The 18,313-nt window shown below is 54.8% G+C and carries 18 protein-coding genes; 13 read left to right on the top strand and 5 right to left on the bottom strand.

Annotated features, from left to right (window positions below):
* The first annotated feature begins 10 nt into the window (after nucleotides 1-10).
* From KO508_RS06605 to KO508_RS06565, 9 genes are read left to right on the top strand one after another with little or no spacing between them, the layout of a single operon-like run.
* Entirely contained in the window at nucleotides 11-520 is a 510-nt protein-coding gene (locus KO508_RS06605) for a Na+/H+ antiporter subunit E (RefSeq protein WP_216007555.1), read from the top strand.
* Nucleotides 517-804: a monovalent cation/H+ antiporter complex subunit F gene (locus tag KO508_RS06600; RefSeq protein WP_216007554.1), complete on the top strand. Its 288-nt coding sequence runs from the start codon at nucleotides 517-519 to the stop codon at nucleotides 802-804. The genes KO508_RS06605 and KO508_RS06600 overlap by 4 nt, the downstream gene beginning before the upstream one ends.
* Entirely contained in the window at nucleotides 791-1,105 is a 315-nt protein-coding gene (locus tag KO508_RS06595; protein ID WP_216007621.1) for a cation:proton antiporter, read from the top strand. Before KO508_RS06600 ends, KO508_RS06595 begins: the two co-directional genes overlap by 14 nt.
* Nucleotides 1,098-1,394 (top strand): Na(+)/H(+) antiporter subunit B, encoded by a 297-nt coding sequence (locus tag KO508_RS06590; RefSeq protein ID WP_216007553.1) that lies wholly within the window; start codon nucleotides 1,098-1,100, stop codon nucleotides 1,392-1,394. The genes KO508_RS06595 and KO508_RS06590 overlap by 8 nt, the downstream gene beginning before the upstream one ends.
* Nucleotides 1,391-2,092, top strand: coding sequence for an MnhB domain-containing protein (locus KO508_RS06585; RefSeq protein WP_216007552.1), 702 nt, complete (start codon nucleotides 1,391-1,393; stop codon nucleotides 2,090-2,092). Before KO508_RS06590 ends, KO508_RS06585 begins: the two co-directional genes overlap by 4 nt.
* Complete coding sequence (locus KO508_RS06580) at nucleotides 2,089-2,409, top strand: NADH-quinone oxidoreductase subunit K (RefSeq protein ID WP_216007551.1); 321 nt, start codon at nucleotides 2,089-2,091, stop codon at nucleotides 2,407-2,409. Before KO508_RS06585 ends, KO508_RS06580 begins: the two co-directional genes overlap by 4 nt.
* Nucleotides 2,406-3,875, top strand: a complete 1,470-nt coding sequence (locus KO508_RS06575) for a complex I subunit 5 family protein (protein WP_216007550.1) — start codon at nucleotides 2,406-2,408, stop codon at nucleotides 3,873-3,875. Before KO508_RS06580 ends, KO508_RS06575 begins: the two co-directional genes overlap by 4 nt.
* Nucleotides 3,872-5,368, top strand: coding sequence for a complex I subunit 5 family protein (locus KO508_RS06570; protein WP_354668014.1), 1,497 nt, complete (start codon nucleotides 3,872-3,874; stop codon nucleotides 5,366-5,368). The genes KO508_RS06575 and KO508_RS06570 overlap by 4 nt, the downstream gene beginning before the upstream one ends.
* Complete coding sequence (locus KO508_RS06565) at nucleotides 5,365-6,879, top strand: complex I subunit 5 family protein (protein ID WP_216007549.1); 1,515 nt, start codon at nucleotides 5,365-5,367, stop codon at nucleotides 6,877-6,879. Before KO508_RS06570 ends, KO508_RS06565 begins: the two co-directional genes overlap by 4 nt.
* Nucleotides 6,880-6,938: 59 nt before the next feature.
* Here the strand turns inward: KO508_RS06565 and KO508_RS06560 are convergent, their stop codons facing one another.
* Nucleotides 6,939-7,076: a DUF2256 domain-containing protein gene (locus tag KO508_RS06560; protein WP_216007548.1), complete on the bottom strand. Its 138-nt coding sequence runs from the start codon at nucleotides 7,074-7,076 to the stop codon at nucleotides 6,939-6,941.
* Nucleotides 7,077-7,145: 69 nt separating this feature from the next.
* Between KO508_RS06560 and KO508_RS06555 the strand changes: the two genes are divergently transcribed.
* The gene (locus KO508_RS06555) at nucleotides 7,146-8,834 is read left to right on the top strand and encodes an HAD family hydrolase (protein ID WP_216007547.1); all 1,689 of its coding nucleotides are present in this window, start codon (nucleotides 7,146-7,148) and stop codon (nucleotides 8,832-8,834) included.
* Here the strand turns inward: KO508_RS06555 and KO508_RS06550 are convergent.
* Together KO508_RS06550 and KO508_RS06545 are read right to left on the bottom strand one after the other, a co-directional pair.
* Entirely contained in the window at nucleotides 8,831-10,072 is a 1,242-nt protein-coding gene (locus tag KO508_RS06550; protein WP_216007546.1) for a hypothetical protein, read from the bottom strand. The two genes, KO508_RS06555 and KO508_RS06550, sit on opposite strands and share 4 nt — an antisense overlap.
* 73 nt (nucleotides 10,073-10,145) lie before the next feature.
* Nucleotides 10,146-11,678, bottom strand: a complete 1,533-nt coding sequence (locus KO508_RS06545) for a cryptochrome/photolyase family protein (protein WP_216007545.1) — start codon at nucleotides 11,676-11,678, stop codon at nucleotides 10,146-10,148.
* Nucleotides 11,679-11,917: 239 nt separating this feature from the next.
* Here KO508_RS06545 and hemN point away from each other — a divergent pair, with 239 nt between their 5' ends.
* Nucleotides 11,918-13,336, top strand: coding sequence for an oxygen-independent coproporphyrinogen III oxidase (gene hemN / locus KO508_RS06540; protein WP_216007544.1), 1,419 nt, complete (start codon nucleotides 11,918-11,920; stop codon nucleotides 13,334-13,336).
* Between the two features lie 52 nt (nucleotides 13,337-13,388).
* Here hemN and KO508_RS06535 read toward each other — a convergent pair whose 3' ends face one another.
* A complete protein-coding gene (locus KO508_RS06535; RefSeq protein WP_252737954.1) occupies nucleotides 13,389-15,416 on the bottom strand; it encodes a methyl-accepting chemotaxis protein in 2,028 nt (675 codons plus the stop codon).
* A gap of 292 nt (nucleotides 15,417-15,708) precedes the next feature.
* Between KO508_RS06535 and ubiU the strand changes: the two genes are divergently transcribed.
* Together ubiU and KO508_RS06525 are read left to right on the top strand one after the other, a co-directional pair.
* Complete coding sequence (ubiU, locus tag KO508_RS06530; protein WP_216007543.1) at nucleotides 15,709-16,704, top strand: ubiquinone anaerobic biosynthesis protein UbiU; 996 nt, start codon at nucleotides 15,709-15,711, stop codon at nucleotides 16,702-16,704.
* A gap of 14 nt (nucleotides 16,705-16,718) precedes the next feature.
* Nucleotides 16,719-17,618, top strand: a complete 900-nt coding sequence (locus tag KO508_RS06525) for a U32 family peptidase (RefSeq protein ID WP_216007542.1) — start codon at nucleotides 16,719-16,721, stop codon at nucleotides 17,616-17,618.
* On the opposite strand, the gene KO508_RS06520 is transcribed toward KO508_RS06525, so the two are convergent.
* Nucleotides 17,615-18,307 carry an MOSC domain-containing protein gene (locus tag KO508_RS06520; protein ID WP_216007541.1) on the bottom strand — a complete coding sequence of 231 codons (693 nt, stop codon included), beginning with the start codon at nucleotides 18,305-18,307 and terminating at the stop codon, nucleotides 17,615-17,617. The genes KO508_RS06525 and KO508_RS06520 overlap by 4 nt on opposite strands.
* Between the last annotated feature and the right edge of the window lie 6 nt (nucleotides 18,308-18,313).

Below are 18,313 nucleotides of genomic sequence, written 5' to 3'. Positions count from 1 at the left end.
GGGAGCATCAATGAAAACAGTTGCAACCATTACGGGCCGAGCCCTCCTGATCCTCATGGTGTGGTGGGCGTTCACTGAAGGCGACCCCTCAGGAATCGGGTTTGGCCTGGGGGTTGCGATACTGGTGACGGCGGTTTCAATGCGGCTTTTTCCTGAGGGTTCTGTCCGGATTCGTCCAGTCCAGTTGTGGCTGTTTGTCCTGTTTTTTCTTGGGCGGTCCGTTGTCGCCGGCATTGATGTGGCTCGCCGTGTAGTGTCACCGTCGTTGCCGGTAGATCCAGGCTACATCACGGTTCAACTGAGTTTGCCCGAGGGCGGCCCACGTTGGCTGCTGGCCAATGCCTTGTCACTGATGCCGGGTACGCTGAGTGTTAGCCTTGACGGGCCTCGACTGGAGCTGCACTGCCTGGATACCCACAGTTCCGTTGAAGAAGACGTCAGGGCTGCGGAGCAAAAGGTTGCGCGTGTTTTTGGTTTGCCGTTGCAGGGCGAAACCGGCTTTTCAGAGGGGGTGTCATGACACTTATGTTCAACGCGGTTGCCGTTTTTCTTCTGCTGACACTTCTGGTGGCATTGGTGCGGATCTGGCGGGGGCCGACCTCGTCAGACCGCATGCTGGCGTCGCAACTGTTTGGCACTACCGGGGTTGCTCTATTGCTGGTTCTGGCAGAAGCCCAGGCTGCGCCAGCACTAAGGGATGTAGCCCTTGTTTTGGCATTGCTGTCGGTTCTGGCCATTGTTGGCTTCGTCACACGGGTTATCCGAATTGACCGGAGCGGAGGGCATCGTGATGGCGTTCGTTGAGTTGGTTCAGGGAATACTGTTGGTTATTGGTTGCCTGTTCTTCGCGGTTGGTACTCTGGGCCTGTTCCGCTTTTCAGATACTCTTTTGCGGATTCATGCGCTTACCAAGGTCGATAATCTCGGGCTTGGGTTTATTATTCTTGCGTTGGTGCTGAATGCCGCGTCACTGGCAATCGGCGCGAAAGTGCTCCTGATCTGGGTGGTGGCTCTGGCAGCCAGCGCCACCTCTGCTCACCTGATCGCCCGGGCTGCCCGCTTGCAGCAAGGTGACGATTCTGGACCAAAAGGCTCCCATGACTGACTGGTTGCTGGATGGACTTCTCGTGCTGGCATTGCTGGCTACAGCTGCAGCGGCGCTGTTTTCCCGGGACTTGTTCCGCGCGGTTGTTGTGTTCATTGCTTTCGGACTCTTGATGGCTGTCGCCTGGGTGCGACTTCAGGCACCCGACATTGCTTTGGCAGAGGCGGCTATCGGAGCCGGCCTGACCGGGGTGCTTTTGTTGGATGCCGTCAGCCACCTCGGCAACAAGCGTCAGAAGGCGTTGCGGAAAACACGTGATCCTGATGAGCGTGGGAGTGACCCATCATGATCCGGGCTGTACGGACCTGTTTTATTGCTCTGGCGTGTATTGCATTTAGCGCTGTTCTGGCGGCCAGCATATGGGCTATCGCAGGTGATCCAGGGCAGGGCACTCTGCCGCAACTGCTGTCTGAGAACATGAGCCGAAGCGGCGTCGAGCACCCGGTCACCGCCGTGCTGCTGAACTTTCGCAGTTACGACACCTTGTTGGAAATCGGTGTTCTGGTGATTGCCGGCATTGCCGGGATATCCATGTCTAAAACCACATCGCTTGAAGATCCTGAGCTGCGCACCTCGGACCCTCTGCTCTATGCACTGCAGCGCTGGTTCATACCGCTGATGCTGGTGCTGGCGGGCTACCTGCTCTGGGCCGGCGCCGATCGACCCGGAGGAGCCTTCCAGGCTGGCGCGGTGCTCGCGGCTACCGGCGTGTTGATGCGTCTCGGCGGAATCCCAATGGACTTTCTTCGTCCGGGTTTGTTGTTGCGGTTGGGGTTGGTGCTTGGTTTTTCGGTGTTTCTGCTGGCCGCTGTTGTGAGTGTCATCGGAGGTGATGCCTTTTTGGCCTACCCGCCCGACATGACGAAACCTCTGATTCTGGTAATCGAATCCGTGCTGACATTGTCCATTGCCATGGTCTTGTTGGCGTTGTTTGTGTCCGCGCCGGTTAATGACGCCGAGGACCCCGAAGAGGGTGATCCGTCATGACGTCATACTTGCTGTACGCACTGGCAGGGGCAGCCCTCTGTGGCATCGGCCTGTTCGGGTTGCTGCGCCTGTCGCACCTGCTGCGCAAGTTGCTGGCCTTCAATATCATGGGGTCTGGCGTGTTTCTGATTATGGTGGGACTGCCCCAGCATCAGAGCGGACCTGACCCAGTGCCTCAGGCACTGGTGCTTACCGGTATTGTTGTGGCTATTGCGGCTACTGCGCTGGCAGTGGTGCTGATACGGCGCTATTACCACCAGTCGGGTATGACGAGCCTTGAAGGAGAGGCCGGTTCCCGTGAAGGTGGCCCTCTATGACGCTGTGGCTGATGGCTGGTTTGTTGTTTACACCCTTAGCCTGGGCGGTTCTGACGCTGTTGACCGATTTTGTCTGGGGTCGCCGGGTTACCTGGGTGGGTATTCTGGTGCAGGTGCTTGTTTCACTGGGCTTGTGGCTGACGGTTGCGCAACACGGAGGGTTTTATTACGACCTGGGCGGCTGGGGTGCTCCTTTGGGTATCGAGCTTCGTGTGGATGGGCTTGCGGTTACGTTTGTTCTGCTTACCGCAGCGGTGGCCAGTGCCTGCGGTCTTCATGCAGGCGTCTATATTGACCAGCATAAGCCCTGGCACCGGTATTTCTGGCCTTTGTTCTGGTTTCTCTGGTCGGGGCTTAACGCGGTCTGGCTGGGTGGAGATCTGTTCAATCTCTACGTAGGCCTGGAACTGATCAGCCTCTCGGCCGTGGGTCTTGTTGCTCTCGGTGGTAATGCCAACGCACTGCGGGCTTCGATCCGGTATTTGCTGGCCGCGCTGCTAGGATCCCTGGCCTATCTTCTGGGCGTGGCATTGATATACGGGCAGTTTGGCACTCTGTCTATTGCCGGTGTGGTGGCATGGCTGGATAACCACTCAGCTCCCGCCGGGCCTGGGCTGGCGCTGGCGTTGATGATCACGGGGCTGGCTTTGAAAACAGCCTTGTTTCCCCTCCATCGCTGGCTGCCTCCCGCTCACGGAATTGCGAAATCCCCGGTGAGTGCACTCTTGTCGGCATTGGTGGTTAAAGCGTCTTTTTATATTGCGGCCCGGCTCTGGTTGGCCTTTGGCGAATCGCTAGGCAGTCTGGCCGCAGCGCAGATGGTAGGGCTTTTGGGCGGCGCGGCAGTAGTCTGGGGTAGTTGGCTGGCGTGCAAACAAGCGCAATTGAAACAGGTGGTGGCTTATTCCTCTGTGGCACAGATTGGTTACCTGTTCCTGTTGTTTCCGCTGACATACTCAGTGTCTGAGTCGGTATCTTTGCAAGCCCAGCAAGGTATTACTTTGCAGGTGATCAGCCACGCGCTTGCCAAAGCTGCCATGTTCCTGGCCGCTGGTAACCTGATTTTGTCGGTTGGAAGCAGTCGTATTGATGCCCTGGCCGGTGTCAGTCGTTTTCTACCCTTTTCTCTATTTTCCTTTGGTTTGGCTGGGGTGTCGTTGATGAGCTTGCCTCCTTCTGGCGGCTTCGCAGCCAAGTGGCTGTTACTGCAAGCCAGCCTGGGCAGTGGTCAGTGGTGGTGGGCATTGGTGTTGCTTGCGGGCGGCCTGCTGTCTGCGGCCTACCTGTTCCGGATTTACCGGGCCTCATTTGCAGAAAACCCGGAAACCGACCAGTTCTTTCACCCGTCCAAAAGCCTGGAAATCATTCCGATGGTGCTGGCAGTGATGGCACTGGGGCTTGGGTTCGTGTCGGAACAGGTGTTGTCGGTGATGGCATTGCCGTTTGCAGAAGAGGGCGCGCCGTGACACTTGAAGAATGGATGCCGGTTTTCGCCTTGATGATATCGCTGGTGGCCTCTGTGGGGATCTTTGCTTTGCCGGAAACAGGCTACGTTCGGCGCACGTCGGTCAACCTGGGCGCTGCTGTGCTAAAGCTCGTAGTCGTGATCGTGATGGTCTGGGGCGTGTTTCACGGTGTGAACTATGGTGTGAGCTTCACTATGCTGCCGGGTGTGACCTTTGTGCTGAGGGCGGATGCACTTTCAATGATGTTTGCCGGACTTTCGGCGGTACTCTGGCTGCTGACCACCATCTACGCAGTTGGGTATCTCGAGGACTCGCCGAATCGCAGGCGGTTCTTCGGTTTTTTCAGCCTGTGTGTCGCCAGCACCATGGGGATAGCGCTGGCGGGGAACCTCTTCACTTTCTTTCTGTTTTACGAAATTCTGACGCTGTCTACTTACCCGCTGGTGGTCCATCGCGGCACAGAAAAAGCGCTGAGGGCAGGGCGGACTTACCTGATTTATACACTCACTGGCGGTGCTGTACTGTTGCTGGCCATTGCCTGGCTGCATAGCTTGGTGGGTGATCTGTCGTTTCGTGATGGCGGCCATTTGGTTGATGCGGATCCAGATATCCATCGCTCGTTGATTCTGATTTTTATATTGCTGGTGGCTGGGCTGGGGGTAAAAGCTGCGCTTTTCCCCTTGCACGGCTGGTTGCCTCAGGCAATGGTGGCACCGGCCCCGGTGAGTGCGCTTCTACATGCTGTGGCCGTTGTCAAAGCCGGTGCTTTCGGGATCGTGCGGGTGGTTTACGATGTTTACGGAGTGGAGGCTTCGTCTGATCTGGGGCTGCTTGCGCCACTTTCCTGGCTGGCTGCGTTCACCATTCTCTATGCTTCCACCCGGGCGATATGGCAGGTCGATCTGAAGCGCCGGCTGGCATTTTCGACGATTAGCCAGGTGTCTTACATTATTCTCGGCATTGCTCTGGCAGGGCCTTTAGCCGCCGTTGGAGGGCTGGTTCATTTGCTGCATCAGGGCATTATGAAAATCACGCTGTTTTTCTGTGCCGGCAATTACGCAGAAACACTGGGAATCCACCGCATTGATGAAATGGACGGTGCCGGGCAACGCATGCCGGGGACGTCCCTGGCTTTTACGATTGGTGCCTTCGGCATGATTGGAGCGCCGCCTCTGGCGGGTTTCATTACCAAGTGGGTCATGGGCAGCGGCGCCCTGGCCGTGAATATGGACTGGGTCATTCTGGTGCTGGTGGGCAGCAGCCTACTTAATGCTGTGTATTTTTTGCCTATCATCCATCGGCTATGGTTCCGTAAGGGCAAGGAGACTTGGCCCGAAGAGCGAACGTGGGGGCGGCTTGAGACCAGCCCATGGCTGCTGTGGCCGCCATTGCTGACCGCCATGATGGTAGTGGTGTCCGGTGTATTTGCGTCGTCGCAGTTCAGTCCATTGGCCTGGGCCGAGTTGATTGTTTTGCGGGAGATTTCGGAATGACGTTTCCCGAGCCGATTCTCGCTCTGGTGGCTGTGTGTCTGCCGTTGTTATATCCGGCGATGGCGTTACGGTCTGACTGGCGCAGGGTTATGCGCTATATCCTGCCGGTTTTACCATTACCGGCACTCCTGCTGGCCTCATGTGGCGACCCTAGCTGGCAGCTCGAGTTACCCTGGTTGCTTAACGGCGGGCTGTGGGCACTGGATGACCTGCGACGTCTGTTTCTGCTGCTGACGGCGGTCTTGTGGACTGTGGCAGGCGTTTATGCAGTAGGTTACCTGGCAGAGTCTCATATACGGCGATTCTGTGTGTGCTGGGGGCTAACGCTTGCTGGTAATCTGGGTCTCACTGTGGCTGTTGATATTGGCAGCTTTTACAGCTTTTTCGCACTCATGACCTTTGCCGGTTATGGCCTGATAGTGCACGAGGGAACGGATGAAGCCCACTATGCCGGGCGGGTTTATATGGCGATGGCGGTATTGGGCGAAATGTCCATTCTTGCAGGCCTATTGCTCGCAGCGTCGGCCGCAGATAGTCAGCTGCTTACGGACCTACCTGCGGCCCTGGCTCAGGCGCAGCAACGGGACCTGATTATCGCTCTGCTGATCGCCGGCTTCGGGGTTAAAGCAGGGTTGCCTCTCCTGCACTTCTGGCTACCTCTGGCCCACCCGGTTGCGCCTACCCCGGCCAGTGCCGTGCTCAGCGGCGCGATGATAAAGGCCGGCTTGCTGGGTTGGCTGGTGACCCTGCCGTTTGGTGAGATAGGCCTGAGCGGGTGGGGCGCCTTGATGGTGGCGGCTGGTGCCGTGGGAGCCCTAGGCGCTGCTATCCTTGGAGTTTTGCAGCATCGTCCGAAGGCCGTGTTGGCCTATTCCAGTATCAGCCAGATGGGATTGATGGTGCTGATGGTGGGGGCTGCGCTGGCCGACCCTGAACGCGCACCGGTCCTGTTTTCTGTGATTGGCCTTTATGCTTTACACCATGGCCTGGCGAAGGGCAGCCTGTTTTTGTCTGCGGGGGTCTCACTGCCGGCCAGCCGTATGGGCCAGACCATGATCTGGATATTGATTGCTTTGCCCGGATTGTCTCTGGCCGGTCTACCATTCACCAGCGGTGCGCTGGCAAAACTGGCGATGAAAGCAGGTCTGGCGGAAGACTCACTAAGCTTCGCACTGGCCGGTTGCCTGCCTCCCCTGATGACGGCCGGAGCGATTGCCACCTTGCTACTGGTGTTGCGCTATCTGTGGACGCTGTCAGCCAAGCTCGAAACAGGCCAGACCCCGCCGATGTTGACAGCGGGTTGGTTGGCGGCTGTTGCCGCGAGCCTGATTGCCTTCTGGTGGATGCCGTGGGATCTGGCCGGATTGGTTAAAGCGCCGGTATGGCTGCCGGCACCCTACCAGATATGGGCGCTGGTATGGCCAATGCTGATCGCGCTGGCTCTGGCGGGGTTGGCTGTGTTGCTATGCCGGAACAGCCGGTCTGCCGCCTTGGGGGCAAAACCTCATTAACCCTGGCAGATGATCACCATGGATAAAGCTCTGTTTGGACCAGATCTTCCAGCTAACTGCTAAGCGGCCTTGTTACGACGACAGCGTTCGCTGCAGTAGCGCACACTGTCCCAGTCTTTCGCCCATTTCTTGCGCCAGCTGAAGGGACGCTGGCAAACCGGGCATGTTTTCTCAGGCAGGTGTGGTTTTTTGTGCATTGGGCCAATATGGTTTTAACTGGTGAATAGGGTTTATAGATACGCTTCTGGAACGCCAAAGGATTGATTATGGATCGCTTGAGTGAGCGCCTGTCTGCACCTTCGGTGCTGATATTTGATTGGCATGGAACGCTGGTCGATACCCACGATGCCATGTTCAGTGCGATGGAGGATATGCTGCCGCAACTGGAAGAGCTTGGGCTGGTAGAGCAGTTGCTGCCAGAAGAAACGTGTCGTACTGCAGATGACGTGAGGCTGGTTCGTTACATTCGTATTTTCCGGCGCTTGCACCCGCGCATTCTCGCAGAGCGGCGAGTGTCACGAACGGATATCTTTAACGCGGTTTTCGGTGATAATACAGCCGCAAAGCTGGTTGCCCATGAGGCTTACAATGAGGCCTATCGACGCTATTTCGGGCAAGTTCGTCCGTTTCAGGCAGGAGCCTACGAATACCTTTCTGCGCTCAAGGCCATGGGTATTCGCCTAGCCGTGGCCACCAACAGAAACCGTGAGTTTCTCGAGAAAGAACTTAAAACCGTGGATGAAGGGCGCTGGCAGAATCTGTTTGAAGCCATTGTATGCGCCGATGATGTTACGCAATACAAACCGGACCCGCAGGTCATCAGCAGGGTTCTTGAGCAACTTCATCTGCCGGCAGATGCGAGCGCCTGGTACATCGGTGACAGTTATGTCGACATGCTTACGGCGAGTCGAGGCGGAATTTCCGGCGTTTTCTACAATGGCGCCCAGTGGGATGAAGAGCGCATCCGCAGCTGGTTCTCCAAACGTGATGCGCCTCTGGCAGTGCTCGACAGCTTTGAAGAGTTGATGGACCTGCTTGCGTTGATTGAGCGCGATGAGCCGGATAAGTTCTTACGCATTCCGGCAGAGGTTCGCCCTCCACCGTTTCCGTCGCCTGCTCGCCCGGAACCTCGCATAGAGCCGGACTGGCACCCTGCCGTCGTCAAGTTGATTCGGCCCGAGGTCATATTGTTCGATTGGCACGCAACGCTTGTGGATACCTTAGATGCCATGTATCACGCGGTGGATGACATGTTCCCGGATTTTCACAAGCTCGGGTTAATGCAGCGAATGGTCGCACCAGAAGATAGTAAAGCGCCGGAAGACGCAAAGCTGGTGGCCTATGTTCGTGAATTTGCCAAGCTTCACCCAAAGGTAAAGGCCGATCGAAAAATCTCACGCACGGATATATTTGAAGTGCTTTTCGGCGATGATCAAGACGCAAAACAAATAGCCCACAAAGCGTTCAACCACCATTACCGAAATCACTACGGCACTGTAAAAGCTTTTGAGGCTAAGGTTCGTGCAGTGCTGGAGGGGCTACGGCGTCTGAATATTCAGGTGGGTGTCATCACCAATCGTGATCGTGAGTTTTTCGAGCATGAACTGGCTGCCGTAGAAGACACTGGTTGGGTGGAACTGTTTGATGTGGATGTCTGCGGTGATGACACGCCCTTGCGCAAACCGCACCCAGACCAACTCTTGCTGGCAGTGCAGAAGCTCGACTATCCGCCCGACCCCAGTGTCTGGTATGTAGGTGATAGCACTACCGATGTGATTGCAGCTAAACGTGCGGGCATGACGTCTGTTTTCTTTAACGGCGCCCAGTGGGATTTGCCTTGGTTAAACCAAATCTTTCCTGGCACCCACAAGCACCCGGATAAACCCGATGTGGTGGTCAATGATTTTTCTGAATTTTGGGCGCTGGTGCTGGCGTGCGAAATTGGGCCGCCTTAAATGCCCATCGCCTCTTCAATGTCCAAACCTAATACGAGGACCCCGTTAGGTGTTTTGTCTTCATCAGTAAAGAGGGGGGCGCTGACCGTAATCTGGAACCGGGTTGTGGATTGATCGTAACGAATGGGAGAAATAAAGAGAAAATTTCGGTCTCGCGGTTCTGTCGTTGATTCGCTGCCCGCCACCTCCAGAAACTTAGGCTCGTCACCCTGCCAATAATCAGAAGTGAGTTGGCTCATTGCAGCGATGGCGCCCATGCTGTTCACCAGCATCACTTCCGTAACCAGACCTTGGTAAGATCCTTGCCAATTTTTGAGAGTTTGCGAAGCGGGTAGGTTTAGAATATGAGCTGCCAGTGGCAGCTTGCTATCTGGAGTCACAGCTTGCCATTTGCTATCGATTGACAGCACTTCCGCAAGGGTATTGGGTTGCTGGCCTGCGTTTAGAGCTTGCTGTAGGTCTAGTAGCCCCCGTAGTTCGGCTAGCAGGCGCCTTGTTAACTCATCAATTTGCGTTAACTCTCGCTCGGACAGCTGCAGGTTTTTCCCCATGCAGGTTGGAAGTGCCTCGTTGAACGCGGAGAGAAAGTTCGGGTAGGTCACCTGAAATGCGTCACCAAGGTAAAGATGTAACGGTGCATAGCGAAGAAAGTGGGAATGTAGGCTGTCTATGGCGGGTGTTGTGGGGTCGGTATTAAGGCCCTGCATTACCCGCTCATCCATGAGTGCCGCATTGATTCTTCCTCGTTCGAGTAGTGCTAGCAACTGCTTGGGTGAAGTTACGCTCAAATAAATGTTGTAACCGTTTGCTTTCAACCAGGCTTCTTCATTACTGCCATCAACAACGCCTATCCGGTCGTTGCTAGGTTTGGGTGAGGCATCTAGAGTAAAGAAGTACCACTTCTCCAGAGCGACCGGGTAGCTCTGGCGGGCTATGGCATCCAGCTCTGCAGATGGATCTGCTGCAAAATAGCCATCTGCTATGTTCCGTTTCAGTGAATAGATGGCGCGTTTTTGGGGCACCATCGTTATATTTGTGGCCCAGCCAGCTGCTTTTGCGGCGCAGGTTACAGTGGTTACGGTCTCACCGCGTATGCTCGCACTCCCGCGGCCAGCCACGCTAGCTATCTGATAGGGGGGCGCCTCAAACGTAACAAGGTTCAGCGAGGGCTGCTTTGCTAAGCAAACTTGAAACGAAAGCAATGCGATGGCAGCAAGTGCCAGTGGCCGGTATCCCATAATGACCGTACATTCCATTTGTTAGGGGAGAGGGACGTTTATAGGACACTAGCAGTTGCAAAAGGATTTTTCCTTAAATGACCTCAAGATTTGTTAGCAGATTCTCCGCTCTTCTTAGTACGGCCTCGCGTTTTTCCGGTTTCTGCTTGTCCCAGTTGCGATACATCATGCCCATGCGTGGGTTGCGCTCGAAATCAACCCGGTGGCGGTCAATGAAGTGCCAGTATAGTGAGTTGAACGGGCAGGCGTCTGGTTCTGTGCTTTTGCTGACCTTGTAGTGGCAGTTGGAACAGTGGTCAGACATCCGTTGAATGTATTTGCCGCTGGCGGCGTAAGGCTTTGACCCAAGATAGCCGCCGTCAGCGTGCATCACCATGCCTAGCACATTGGGCAGTTCTACCCAATCATAGGCATCGGCGTAAACGGCCAAGTACCAGTCACAGATTTCCTCTGGTGTTACGCCTGCCAATAGTGCGAAGTTGCCGGTAACCATCAGCCTCTGGATGTGATGGGCATAGGCATTGCGCCGGGTGGCGTCGATGGCTTGGTGCATGCAGCGCATCTTAGTATCGCCGGTCCAGTAGAACCAGGGCAGTGCGCGGGTGTTGCCAAGGCGGTTTTCCTTTGCGTACTCCGGCATGTGCAGCCAATAAATGCCTCTTACAAACTCACGCCAACCAATAATTTGGCGGATAAAACCTTCCACCGCGTTAATAGGCGCCTGCCCAGCATACCAAGCGTTTGCTGCAGCTTCGCATACCGCGAGAGGGTCAAGCAGGCCGCAGTTGATATAGGGTGAAAGAATGGAGCGGAACAGCCAGTCTTCGTTGTCAGACATGGCGTCCTGATAGTCGCCAAAGCAGGGTAACGCAAACTCGATGAAGTAGTTCAGAGCCTCTTGCGCATCCTCCGGGGTGACTGCAAAGTGAAAATCGCCGGTAACGCCAAAGTGATCGGGGAAGTGCTGCTCTACCAGATCGATCACCTCGCGGGTTATGGTATCCGGTTCTATTCGAAATGGCGCGGGAGCGGGCGGTTTGCCGCTCCATTTGCGGCGATTATCGGCATCGAAGTTCCAGTTGCCGCCTTCTGGCTTGCCGTCTGGTGCCATCAATAGCCCGGTTTTACGCCGCATTTCCCGGTAAAAGAACTCCATGCGCAACTGCTTGCGACCCTCGGCCCAATCGGCAAACTCGCGCTTGCTGGCGATAAAGCGGGTGTCAGTGCGGATTTCTACCGGCACACCCAAGCGTTCCTGCCAGTGGCAGATCTGATTGTGCAATCGCCATTCGCCGCATTCGGTTGTGATGATGTTGCTTGGGCGAAGGTCTTCACGCAGGGAACAAACAACGCTTTCTAGGCTTTGATGTTTGTTGTCTGGATGATACGGCTGATAGTGAACTTGCCATCCGTCCTGTTCCAGCTTTTGAGCAAAGTGGCGCATGGCGCTGAACAGCAGCACCAACTTTTTCTTGTGATGGTTGGTATAGCTGGCCTCCTCATGAACTTCTGCCATTACAACTGTGTCGCGTTGCGGGTCGGCCCCCTCAAGGGTGCTGATGTCGGTTGTCAGCTGATCACCAAGAATCAGAATCAGGTTGGCCATGTGAGGGTGCGCTCCGGTTGCTGGCGGATTTTTGTTTGTTTTCACTGAGGAACACTTGGGCGCTTAACCCATAGTAGGTAGCGAGAATACGCACTAGGCACAAGGGTAGTTCAGGCGAGAGGCTGATAAAATCCAGATATTAGTCAAGATGACTCGCATCAAGATGCGTTTAGCCGGGCTCGCCTATAATGCGTTGCTTCCGCGCTGACCCCATACATCATACGCTCAGAGTTTTTATTATGGCTTCCGACACCGCACCACAAGCTGCTGAATCTACACTCCCGGAGTTCATCTGGGATGATGCGCTGATCAAACGCTACGACCTCAGTGGGCCACGCTATACTTCTTATCCCACGGCCGTGGAGTTTAACCAGAACTATCCGGTTGAGCAGATGGTGGAAGCTGCCGCCCGCAGCAAAGCCAGCAACCGACCTCTTTCCCTGTATACCCACCTGCCGTTTTGCGCGCACCTTTGTTACTACTGCGCCTGCAACAAAGTGATCACCAAAAAACGCGATAAGGCGATGCCTTATGTAGAGCGCGTTCTGAAAGAAGCGGCTATGCAGTCGAAGTTGTTTGGCTCGGATCGCCCGGTAAAGCAGCTACATTGGGGTGGCGGCACACCAACCTTCCTGCCGAAAGATGTTATGCGGGAGTTGATGGATGGGTACGCTGAGTTGTTCAATCTGCAAAGCGATGGAGAGCATGATTACAGCGTAGAAATTGATCCCAGAGAAGTGGATCAAGACACTCTGCCAACTCTTTGGGAGCTTGGTTTTAACCGTATCAGTCTGGGAGTTCAGGATGTAAATCCGGAGGTTCAAAAGGCTGTTAACCGGATACAACCCAAAGAAATGACCGAAGCGGTTCTGAAGGAAGCCCGGAACCTTGGGTTTGGTTCCATTAACCTCGATCTGATTTACGGCCTGCCCCACCAGACGCCGGAAAGCTTTGCGGATACTCTCGAAGCTGTATTGGAAATGTCGCCGGATAGATTGTCTGTATTCAGTTACGCACATCTGCCGGAACGTTTTTATCCGCAAACCCGCATCAAGGATGATACGTTGCCGTCGCCGCAACAAAAACTGACCATTCTGCATAACACCATTAATCGCTTGCTTGAGGCGGGTTACGAGTACATTGGCATGGACCACTTTGCCAAGCCGGATGACAGCTTGGCGATTGCGCAACGTGCAGGGCGTTTGCACCGGAACTTCCAAGGCTATACCACCCACTCGGATTGTGATTTGGTTTCTCTGGGTGTTTCGGCTATCGGCCAGACTGACGATGCTTACTTCCAGAACAACCATGATCTGCCCGCGTGGGAGGCATCTATTGATGCTGGCCAATTAGCGATTACCAAGGGTGTGAACCTGACCCGAGACGACCGAATTCGCCGTTGGGTTATTGGTCAGCTTATTTGCCAGTTCCGTCTGGATCGTCAGCAATTTTCTGCCCAGTGGCAAGAGGATTTTGATAGCTACTTTGCAGACGAGTTGGCGCGTCTAAAGCCGATGATGGCAGATGAACTGATTGGCGATAGTGGTCAGGTGCTGCAGGTAGAGCCTGCTGGCCGACTACTGATTCGCGCGATATGCCAGATTTTCGATTTCTACCGTAAAGAGGGCGCTAGCCAGCGGTTTTCGCGCATTATCTGAGTTGGTCCGGGGCCGCTAGGCGCCCCGGACTGCTTTCGCTTGTTACTCTGGGTTAGGCCGCTGTAACTTTGAATTCGTTAGCCAGATCTTGCAGTTGCCGGGCGAGTCGCGCCTGCTCTCCTGTAACGTGGGATATCTCCTGAGAGCCGGTAAGTGTCAGTATGGCTACCTCACTGACCGATTCCATGTTCCCGGCCAGCTCACGGGTAACCGCAACCTGCTGCTCGGAGGCCGCCGCTATCTGGGTCGCCATGCCAGAGATGTTGTTGACGTCTCCGAGAATCGCCGCAAAGGTTTGTTCGAGCTCCGAGGATTGCTCGCTGGTTTCATTGGCAAGCTTGTGGCTGGCTGTAATAGAACGGCTTGCGCTATCGGTGATTACCTTGAAGCTATTAACGATGTCTTCAATTTGCGTGGTGGAGTCGTGCGTCTGGCGGGCCAGAGTTCGAACTTCGTCAGCCACGACCGCAAACCCGCGGCCATACTCACCAGCTCGCGCGGCCTCAATGGCGGCGTTCAAGGCGAGTAAGTTGGTCTGGTCAGCTACCTTGCGGATAACATCCACGACCTCCACAATGCTGCTGCTGCGCTTCTCCAACTCTTCGATTACTTCGTTTACGTCTCCCACCGAACTGGCCAGAGAGCGTATGCGGCTTATGCTGTTGCGCAACACGTCTTCTCCGGTTCGGCTTCTCTCTGTAACCATATTGGCGGCGTCTGCCACCTGCTGGGTGTTTTGGGAAATCTGCTCAGATGTAGCAGACATTTCCTCGGTAGCTGCAGCAACTTGTTCAATCTGGGTTTGCTGATTTTTGGTTTGAGCCGCGTTTTGGCTGGCTGTGGAGCTGGTTTCTTCGGTGGCTGTCGCGAGTTGAATGCTCGCATTGTCGATGTGCTTAAGGGCACCCCCAAACTTGATAAAGAGCTCGTTGATTGCCCGACCTATGTTGCCGATCTCGTCTTTGCTGGAAACCTGCATTTGCTGCCTCAGATCCTTGTTATCCATAGCGAACCGCACGCCGTCTAGCAGGTTGTTGATCTGCCTGTTTATCGCGTTGACCATAAGCAGCATCAGAGCAAAAACGGCAATGATGGCTGAAGCCGCAATTCCAGATGCCACCAGCAGATCGTGCCGAGCGCTGGCAACACCATCGGCAGCAGCGGTTGATGTGCGGTCGAGCAAGATGCTGCGCAAGTCGTTAAGGTTACTTAACTGCTTGGTTGTAATATCAAACCACTCAGCCGAATTCAGGGCGTACATGCCTGAGGGACTGCTGAAAAGCGTGTTACGTTTCGCTTGCAGGTCGCGGTTTTCTTCGGTGTCCGCAAGCTTTTCTAACGCTGTAAGCTGTGTGAGGTCTGATACCAACATAGCGCTGGCTTCACGAATGAACGCTTCTTGGTGGCCTTCAAAGGCTGCAATTTTTTGAATCGACGGAAGATCAAAATCTCCGCTGCTAATGAGCGAGGCTCCCGTTGCGCGTTCTTTGCCTGCCGCTTCAGCAGCCTCTGCTAGAGCATAGTAAGCGTTGATGTCGCGGGTAAGCTTTGGGTCAGTGGAGCGCGAAATAACAAGAGGAATCCGGTTAAGTAATCCGGTGATGGGCTGTGTATAACGGCCCCCAGCTTGAAGTCCACTCAGAGAGCCCCGATCGACACTACTGCGGAGCTGGTCAAGAGTGGCTAGCTTCTGAGCGACAGACTCAATACTGCCGGTTACTTTAGAACCGAAGCTGGCTTCCTGTTGAAGGGCCGCAAGGTTTGATTGGTAGTCAGATAACCGGTCATTGGTTTGCAGGCGTTGGCTGGCTAGCGCCTGCTTTGCTCGCTGCGCCGCCACACGATCTGCCCCCCCTGAGAGCACAACTGCCGAGCGGCCACGTTCTTTCTGCAATGTCTCAATCAGCGGATCGCCGATATTGGCCAATTGAACCAATAAGCGTAGTTGTTTCATATCATTCAGTTGCCCTGCATTCAAGGCAATGCTTTCAATGGCAAAGTAAATAATCACCAGCAAGGCGGGCATCACAAGCGTGATGAGCTTTCCTCGCATGGAGAGGTTGTTGATGATGTTGTTCATCGGGATCCCTCATGTTCGTGAATGGCGCCCATTGTGGGCAAGTGTCGTTGCCAAAACCATTCACAGCACGAGGTACGTGTGGTGGTAGGTATACGCTGGTAACTTATTGTTATTCAATGTTAAACCCATGGGTTCTAACGAAAAATCTGGCTATACGTAATGGTGCGTGGAGTAACCCTAAATGGGTATTGGCGTGGAGCATGGCGGGTATTGGTTGTTCCGCTGACAAAGGTCAATGCCCCGGAAGTTGGCCCGGCGTATGGTCTGTGCAACGTTGACCGGGAGAAAGCCCATGGAACTTGTTTGCCCGGCCGGTAGCTTGCCGGCACTAAAAACCGCGGTGGATAACGGCGCCGATGCCGTCTACTTGGGGTTTAAAGACAGCACCAATGCCCGCCAGTTTGCTGGCCTCAACTTTAATGATAAGCGAGCAGGTGAGGGCATCGAGTACGCCCACAACAAAGGTGCCAGAGTGTTTTGTGCCATCAACACCTACCCGCAGCCGGATGGCTGGGAAGCATGGAAAGGGGCCGTTGACCGGGCGGCGGCACTGGGGGTGGATGCAATTATCCTCGCGGATATGGGGCTGTTGGAGTATGCGGCCAACAAACACCCGCAAGTCAATCGGCACCTTTCAGTACAGGGGTCAGCCACCAGCTATGAAGCTCTGCGCTTCTACAAAGACAACTTTGATATTCGCCGTGCCGTTTTGCCTAGGGTGTTATCTATAGATCAGGTGCGTGGTGTCGCAAAACACAGCCCGGTCGAGTTGGAGGTATTTGCCTTTGGCAGTCTGTGCATCATGGCAGAGGGACGCTGTTACTTGTCTTCCTATCTCACCGATGAGTCACCCAATACCCGCGGTGCCTGCTCGCCAGCCAAGGCTGTGCGTTGGCATGAAACTCCGAACGGTTTGGAGTCACGTCTTAACGATGTATTGATCGACCGCTATGGCAAGGGCGAATCTGCCGGCTATCCCACTCTGTGCAAAGGTCGTTTCGAAGTTGAGGGAAGTGTGTACCACGCTATTGAAGAGCCGGTGAGTCTGAACACTCTGGACTTGCTCCCGGAACTGAAAGAGCTTGGCATCAGCGCCGTGAAAATCGAAGGCCGCCAACGCAGCCCGTCATATATCGCTGATGTTGCGCGCACTTGGCGCCAAGCTCTTGACCGGCTAAATGCAGGCGCCGGGGATTTTCGTGTGGATCCTGCTTGGAACAGCACGCTGGCGGGCTTGTCGGAAGGTGGCCTGACCACCATTGGCGCCTATCATCGCAAATGGAAATAACGCGGAGTAACTCCATGATGAAGCTCTCTTTGGGCCCGATTCTTTGGTTCTGGTCTAAACAAACCGTGTTTGATTTCTACGCCAACGCCGCCGAATGGCCGGTTGATACGGTGTACTTGGGGGAAACCGTTTGCTCCCGCCGCCGTGAATTGAAGCTGGCAGATTGGTTCGAGATCGCCAGCGTACTCAAGGAATCCGGCAAACAGGTCGTGCTATCAACGCAAACTCTGATCGAGTCCGAAGCTGACCTGCGAGCGTTACGTAAAATCTGCAGCCAGCAGGAATATCTTGTTGAAGCCAACGACCAAAGTGCGCTGCAATTGGCAACCCAGAACAAACTGCCATTCGTGACCGGCCCTTCGATGAATCTCTACAACACCGCGACATTGAAGCTGCTAGCAAAACAGGGTTTGAAAGGTTGGAGCTTGCCCGTAGAGCTGGGCCGAGAAACCTTACAGCAGTTAATTGTGGAGCTAAAAAACGAAGGTCTGGATTTGCCTGCGGAAGTGTTCGCTTGGGGCTTCCTGCCCTTGGCTTGGTCGTCCCGTTGTTTTACTGCTCGGCACTATAATCTGCCTAAAGACAACTGTGAATTCCGCTGTTTGCAACACCCAGATGGGATGGAGCTGCGTTCACGGGAATCGCAAGAGCTATTTCGGTTGAATGGTATTTCAACCTTGTCTGGCTCCCGCTACGACCTGATGCGCGAAATACCGGATATGGAAAAAATGGGCGTAGCAACTGTGCGCCTAAGCCCCGAGCATCAGGGCATGGCTGAAGTGGTTCGCCGCTATGATCAGGTGCGTCGTGGGGAGGCTCCGGCAGCGGACCCATTGCAGTTGGTAGAGGCGCCGCCCTGTAACGGTTACTGGTATGGCAAGCCGGGCATGGATCTTGTGGTTGACCAGACTTAGGGCTGGCCAAATAGCCGCCTCCCCCAATCCTCAACCGTGCCGTTTTCCAGCCGCTTTTGAGCCAGCCCACGAAGATTCGGAGAGAGATGTTCCAGCTCGGCCATCTCTTCAAGTGCAGTTTGCTCCAGTGTGGAATCGTATAGTAGGGATAATACTCGGCTCAGAGGCCATGCGGGGTTCGGCCTCTGGTCAAGGATGAGTATGTTTCTCTGGCTAATTTGCCCTGACTGCAGCACCCGGTAGTACCATCCTGTTCTCAGGGTGTTTTGCAGGCGCTGAGACATATCGGGAATTCCGAAGCGAAGGTTTAATCGCCAGCAAGGCTGGCGAGGCTGGGAGACTTGAACAACGGCTTCCCCAAGCGCGAAAATATCGCCCACACACACGTCGGCTTCGGTAAATCCTGAAGTCACTAGATTTTCACCAAAGGCTCCCGGCTGGCAATGCCCAGCGGCGGGTTCGGGCAAAGCTTTACGAAGTCGCGGATAATGCTCTGAGGCAAAGTGGTGCAGGGCTTTTTCTGGCCCTCCATGGTGGTTTTTGTCGCCTTGCTGGTCGTCGCTCAAGCCATTTGAATGTAGATAGGCGGAGTCAACCTGTTGCTTGTAGATACCCGTAAGGGTCTCGGTATCGCCAAGCTTGTTTAAATTGCCAACTCTGAGTTCCTTGATTACAACGCCGTTTGCCATTTGAGT

The organism is Marinobacter salexigens (assembly GCF_018860765.1).
GTDB lineage: Bacteria > Pseudomonadota > Gammaproteobacteria > Pseudomonadales > Oleiphilaceae > Marinobacter > Marinobacter salexigens_A.
This window is presented reverse-complemented; position numbering and strand designations above follow the sequence as displayed.

Bases quoted from the DNA above. Each gene is read 5' to 3' on its own strand.
- KO508_RS06605 (WP_216007555.1), top strand. From the start codon at position 11: ATGAAAACAGTTGCAACCATTACGGGCCGAGCCCTCCTGATCCTCATG.
- KO508_RS06600 (WP_216007554.1), top strand. From the start codon at position 517: ATGACACTTATGTTCAACGCGGTTGCCGTTTTTCTTCTGCTGACACTT.
- KO508_RS06595 (WP_216007621.1), top strand. From the start codon at position 791: ATGGCGTTCGTTGAGTTGGTTCAGGGAATACTGTTGGTTATTGGTTGC.
- KO508_RS06590 (WP_216007553.1), top strand. From the start codon at position 1,098: ATGACTGACTGGTTGCTGGATGGACTTCTCGTGCTGGCATTGCTGGCT.
- KO508_RS06585 (WP_216007552.1), top strand. From the start codon at position 1,391: ATGATCCGGGCTGTACGGACCTGTTTTATTGCTCTGGCGTGTATTGCA.
- KO508_RS06580 (WP_216007551.1), top strand. From the start codon at position 2,089: ATGACGTCATACTTGCTGTACGCACTGGCAGGGGCAGCCCTCTGTGGC.
- KO508_RS06575 (WP_216007550.1), top strand. From the start codon at position 2,406: ATGACGCTGTGGCTGATGGCTGGTTTGTTGTTTACACCCTTAGCCTGG.
- KO508_RS06565 (WP_216007549.1), top strand. From the start codon at position 5,365: ATGACGTTTCCCGAGCCGATTCTCGCTCTGGTGGCTGTGTGTCTGCCG.
- KO508_RS06560 (WP_216007548.1), bottom strand. From the start codon at position 7,076: ATGCACAAAAAACCACACCTGCCTGAGAAAACATGCCCGGTTTGCCAG.
- KO508_RS06555 (WP_216007547.1), top strand. From the start codon at position 7,146: ATGGATCGCTTGAGTGAGCGCCTGTCTGCACCTTCGGTGCTGATATTT.
- KO508_RS06550 (WP_216007546.1), bottom strand. From the start codon at position 10,072: ATGGGATACCGGCCACTGGCACTTGCTGCCATCGCATTGCTTTCGTTT.
- KO508_RS06545 (WP_216007545.1), bottom strand. From the start codon at position 11,678: ATGGCCAACCTGATTCTGATTCTTGGTGATCAGCTGACAACCGACATC.
- hemN (WP_216007544.1), top strand. From the start codon at position 11,918: ATGGCTTCCGACACCGCACCACAAGCTGCTGAATCTACACTCCCGGAG.
- KO508_RS06535 (WP_252737954.1), bottom strand. From the start codon at position 15,416: ATGAACAACATCATCAACAACCTCTCCATGCGAGGAAAGCTCATCACG.
- ubiU (WP_216007543.1), top strand. From the start codon at position 15,709: ATGGAACTTGTTTGCCCGGCCGGTAGCTTGCCGGCACTAAAAACCGCG.
- KO508_RS06525 (WP_216007542.1), top strand. From the start codon at position 16,719: ATGATGAAGCTCTCTTTGGGCCCGATTCTTTGGTTCTGGTCTAAACAA.
- KO508_RS06520 (WP_216007541.1), bottom strand. From the start codon at position 18,307: ATGGCAAACGGCGTTGTAATCAAGGAACTCAGAGTTGGCAATTTAAAC.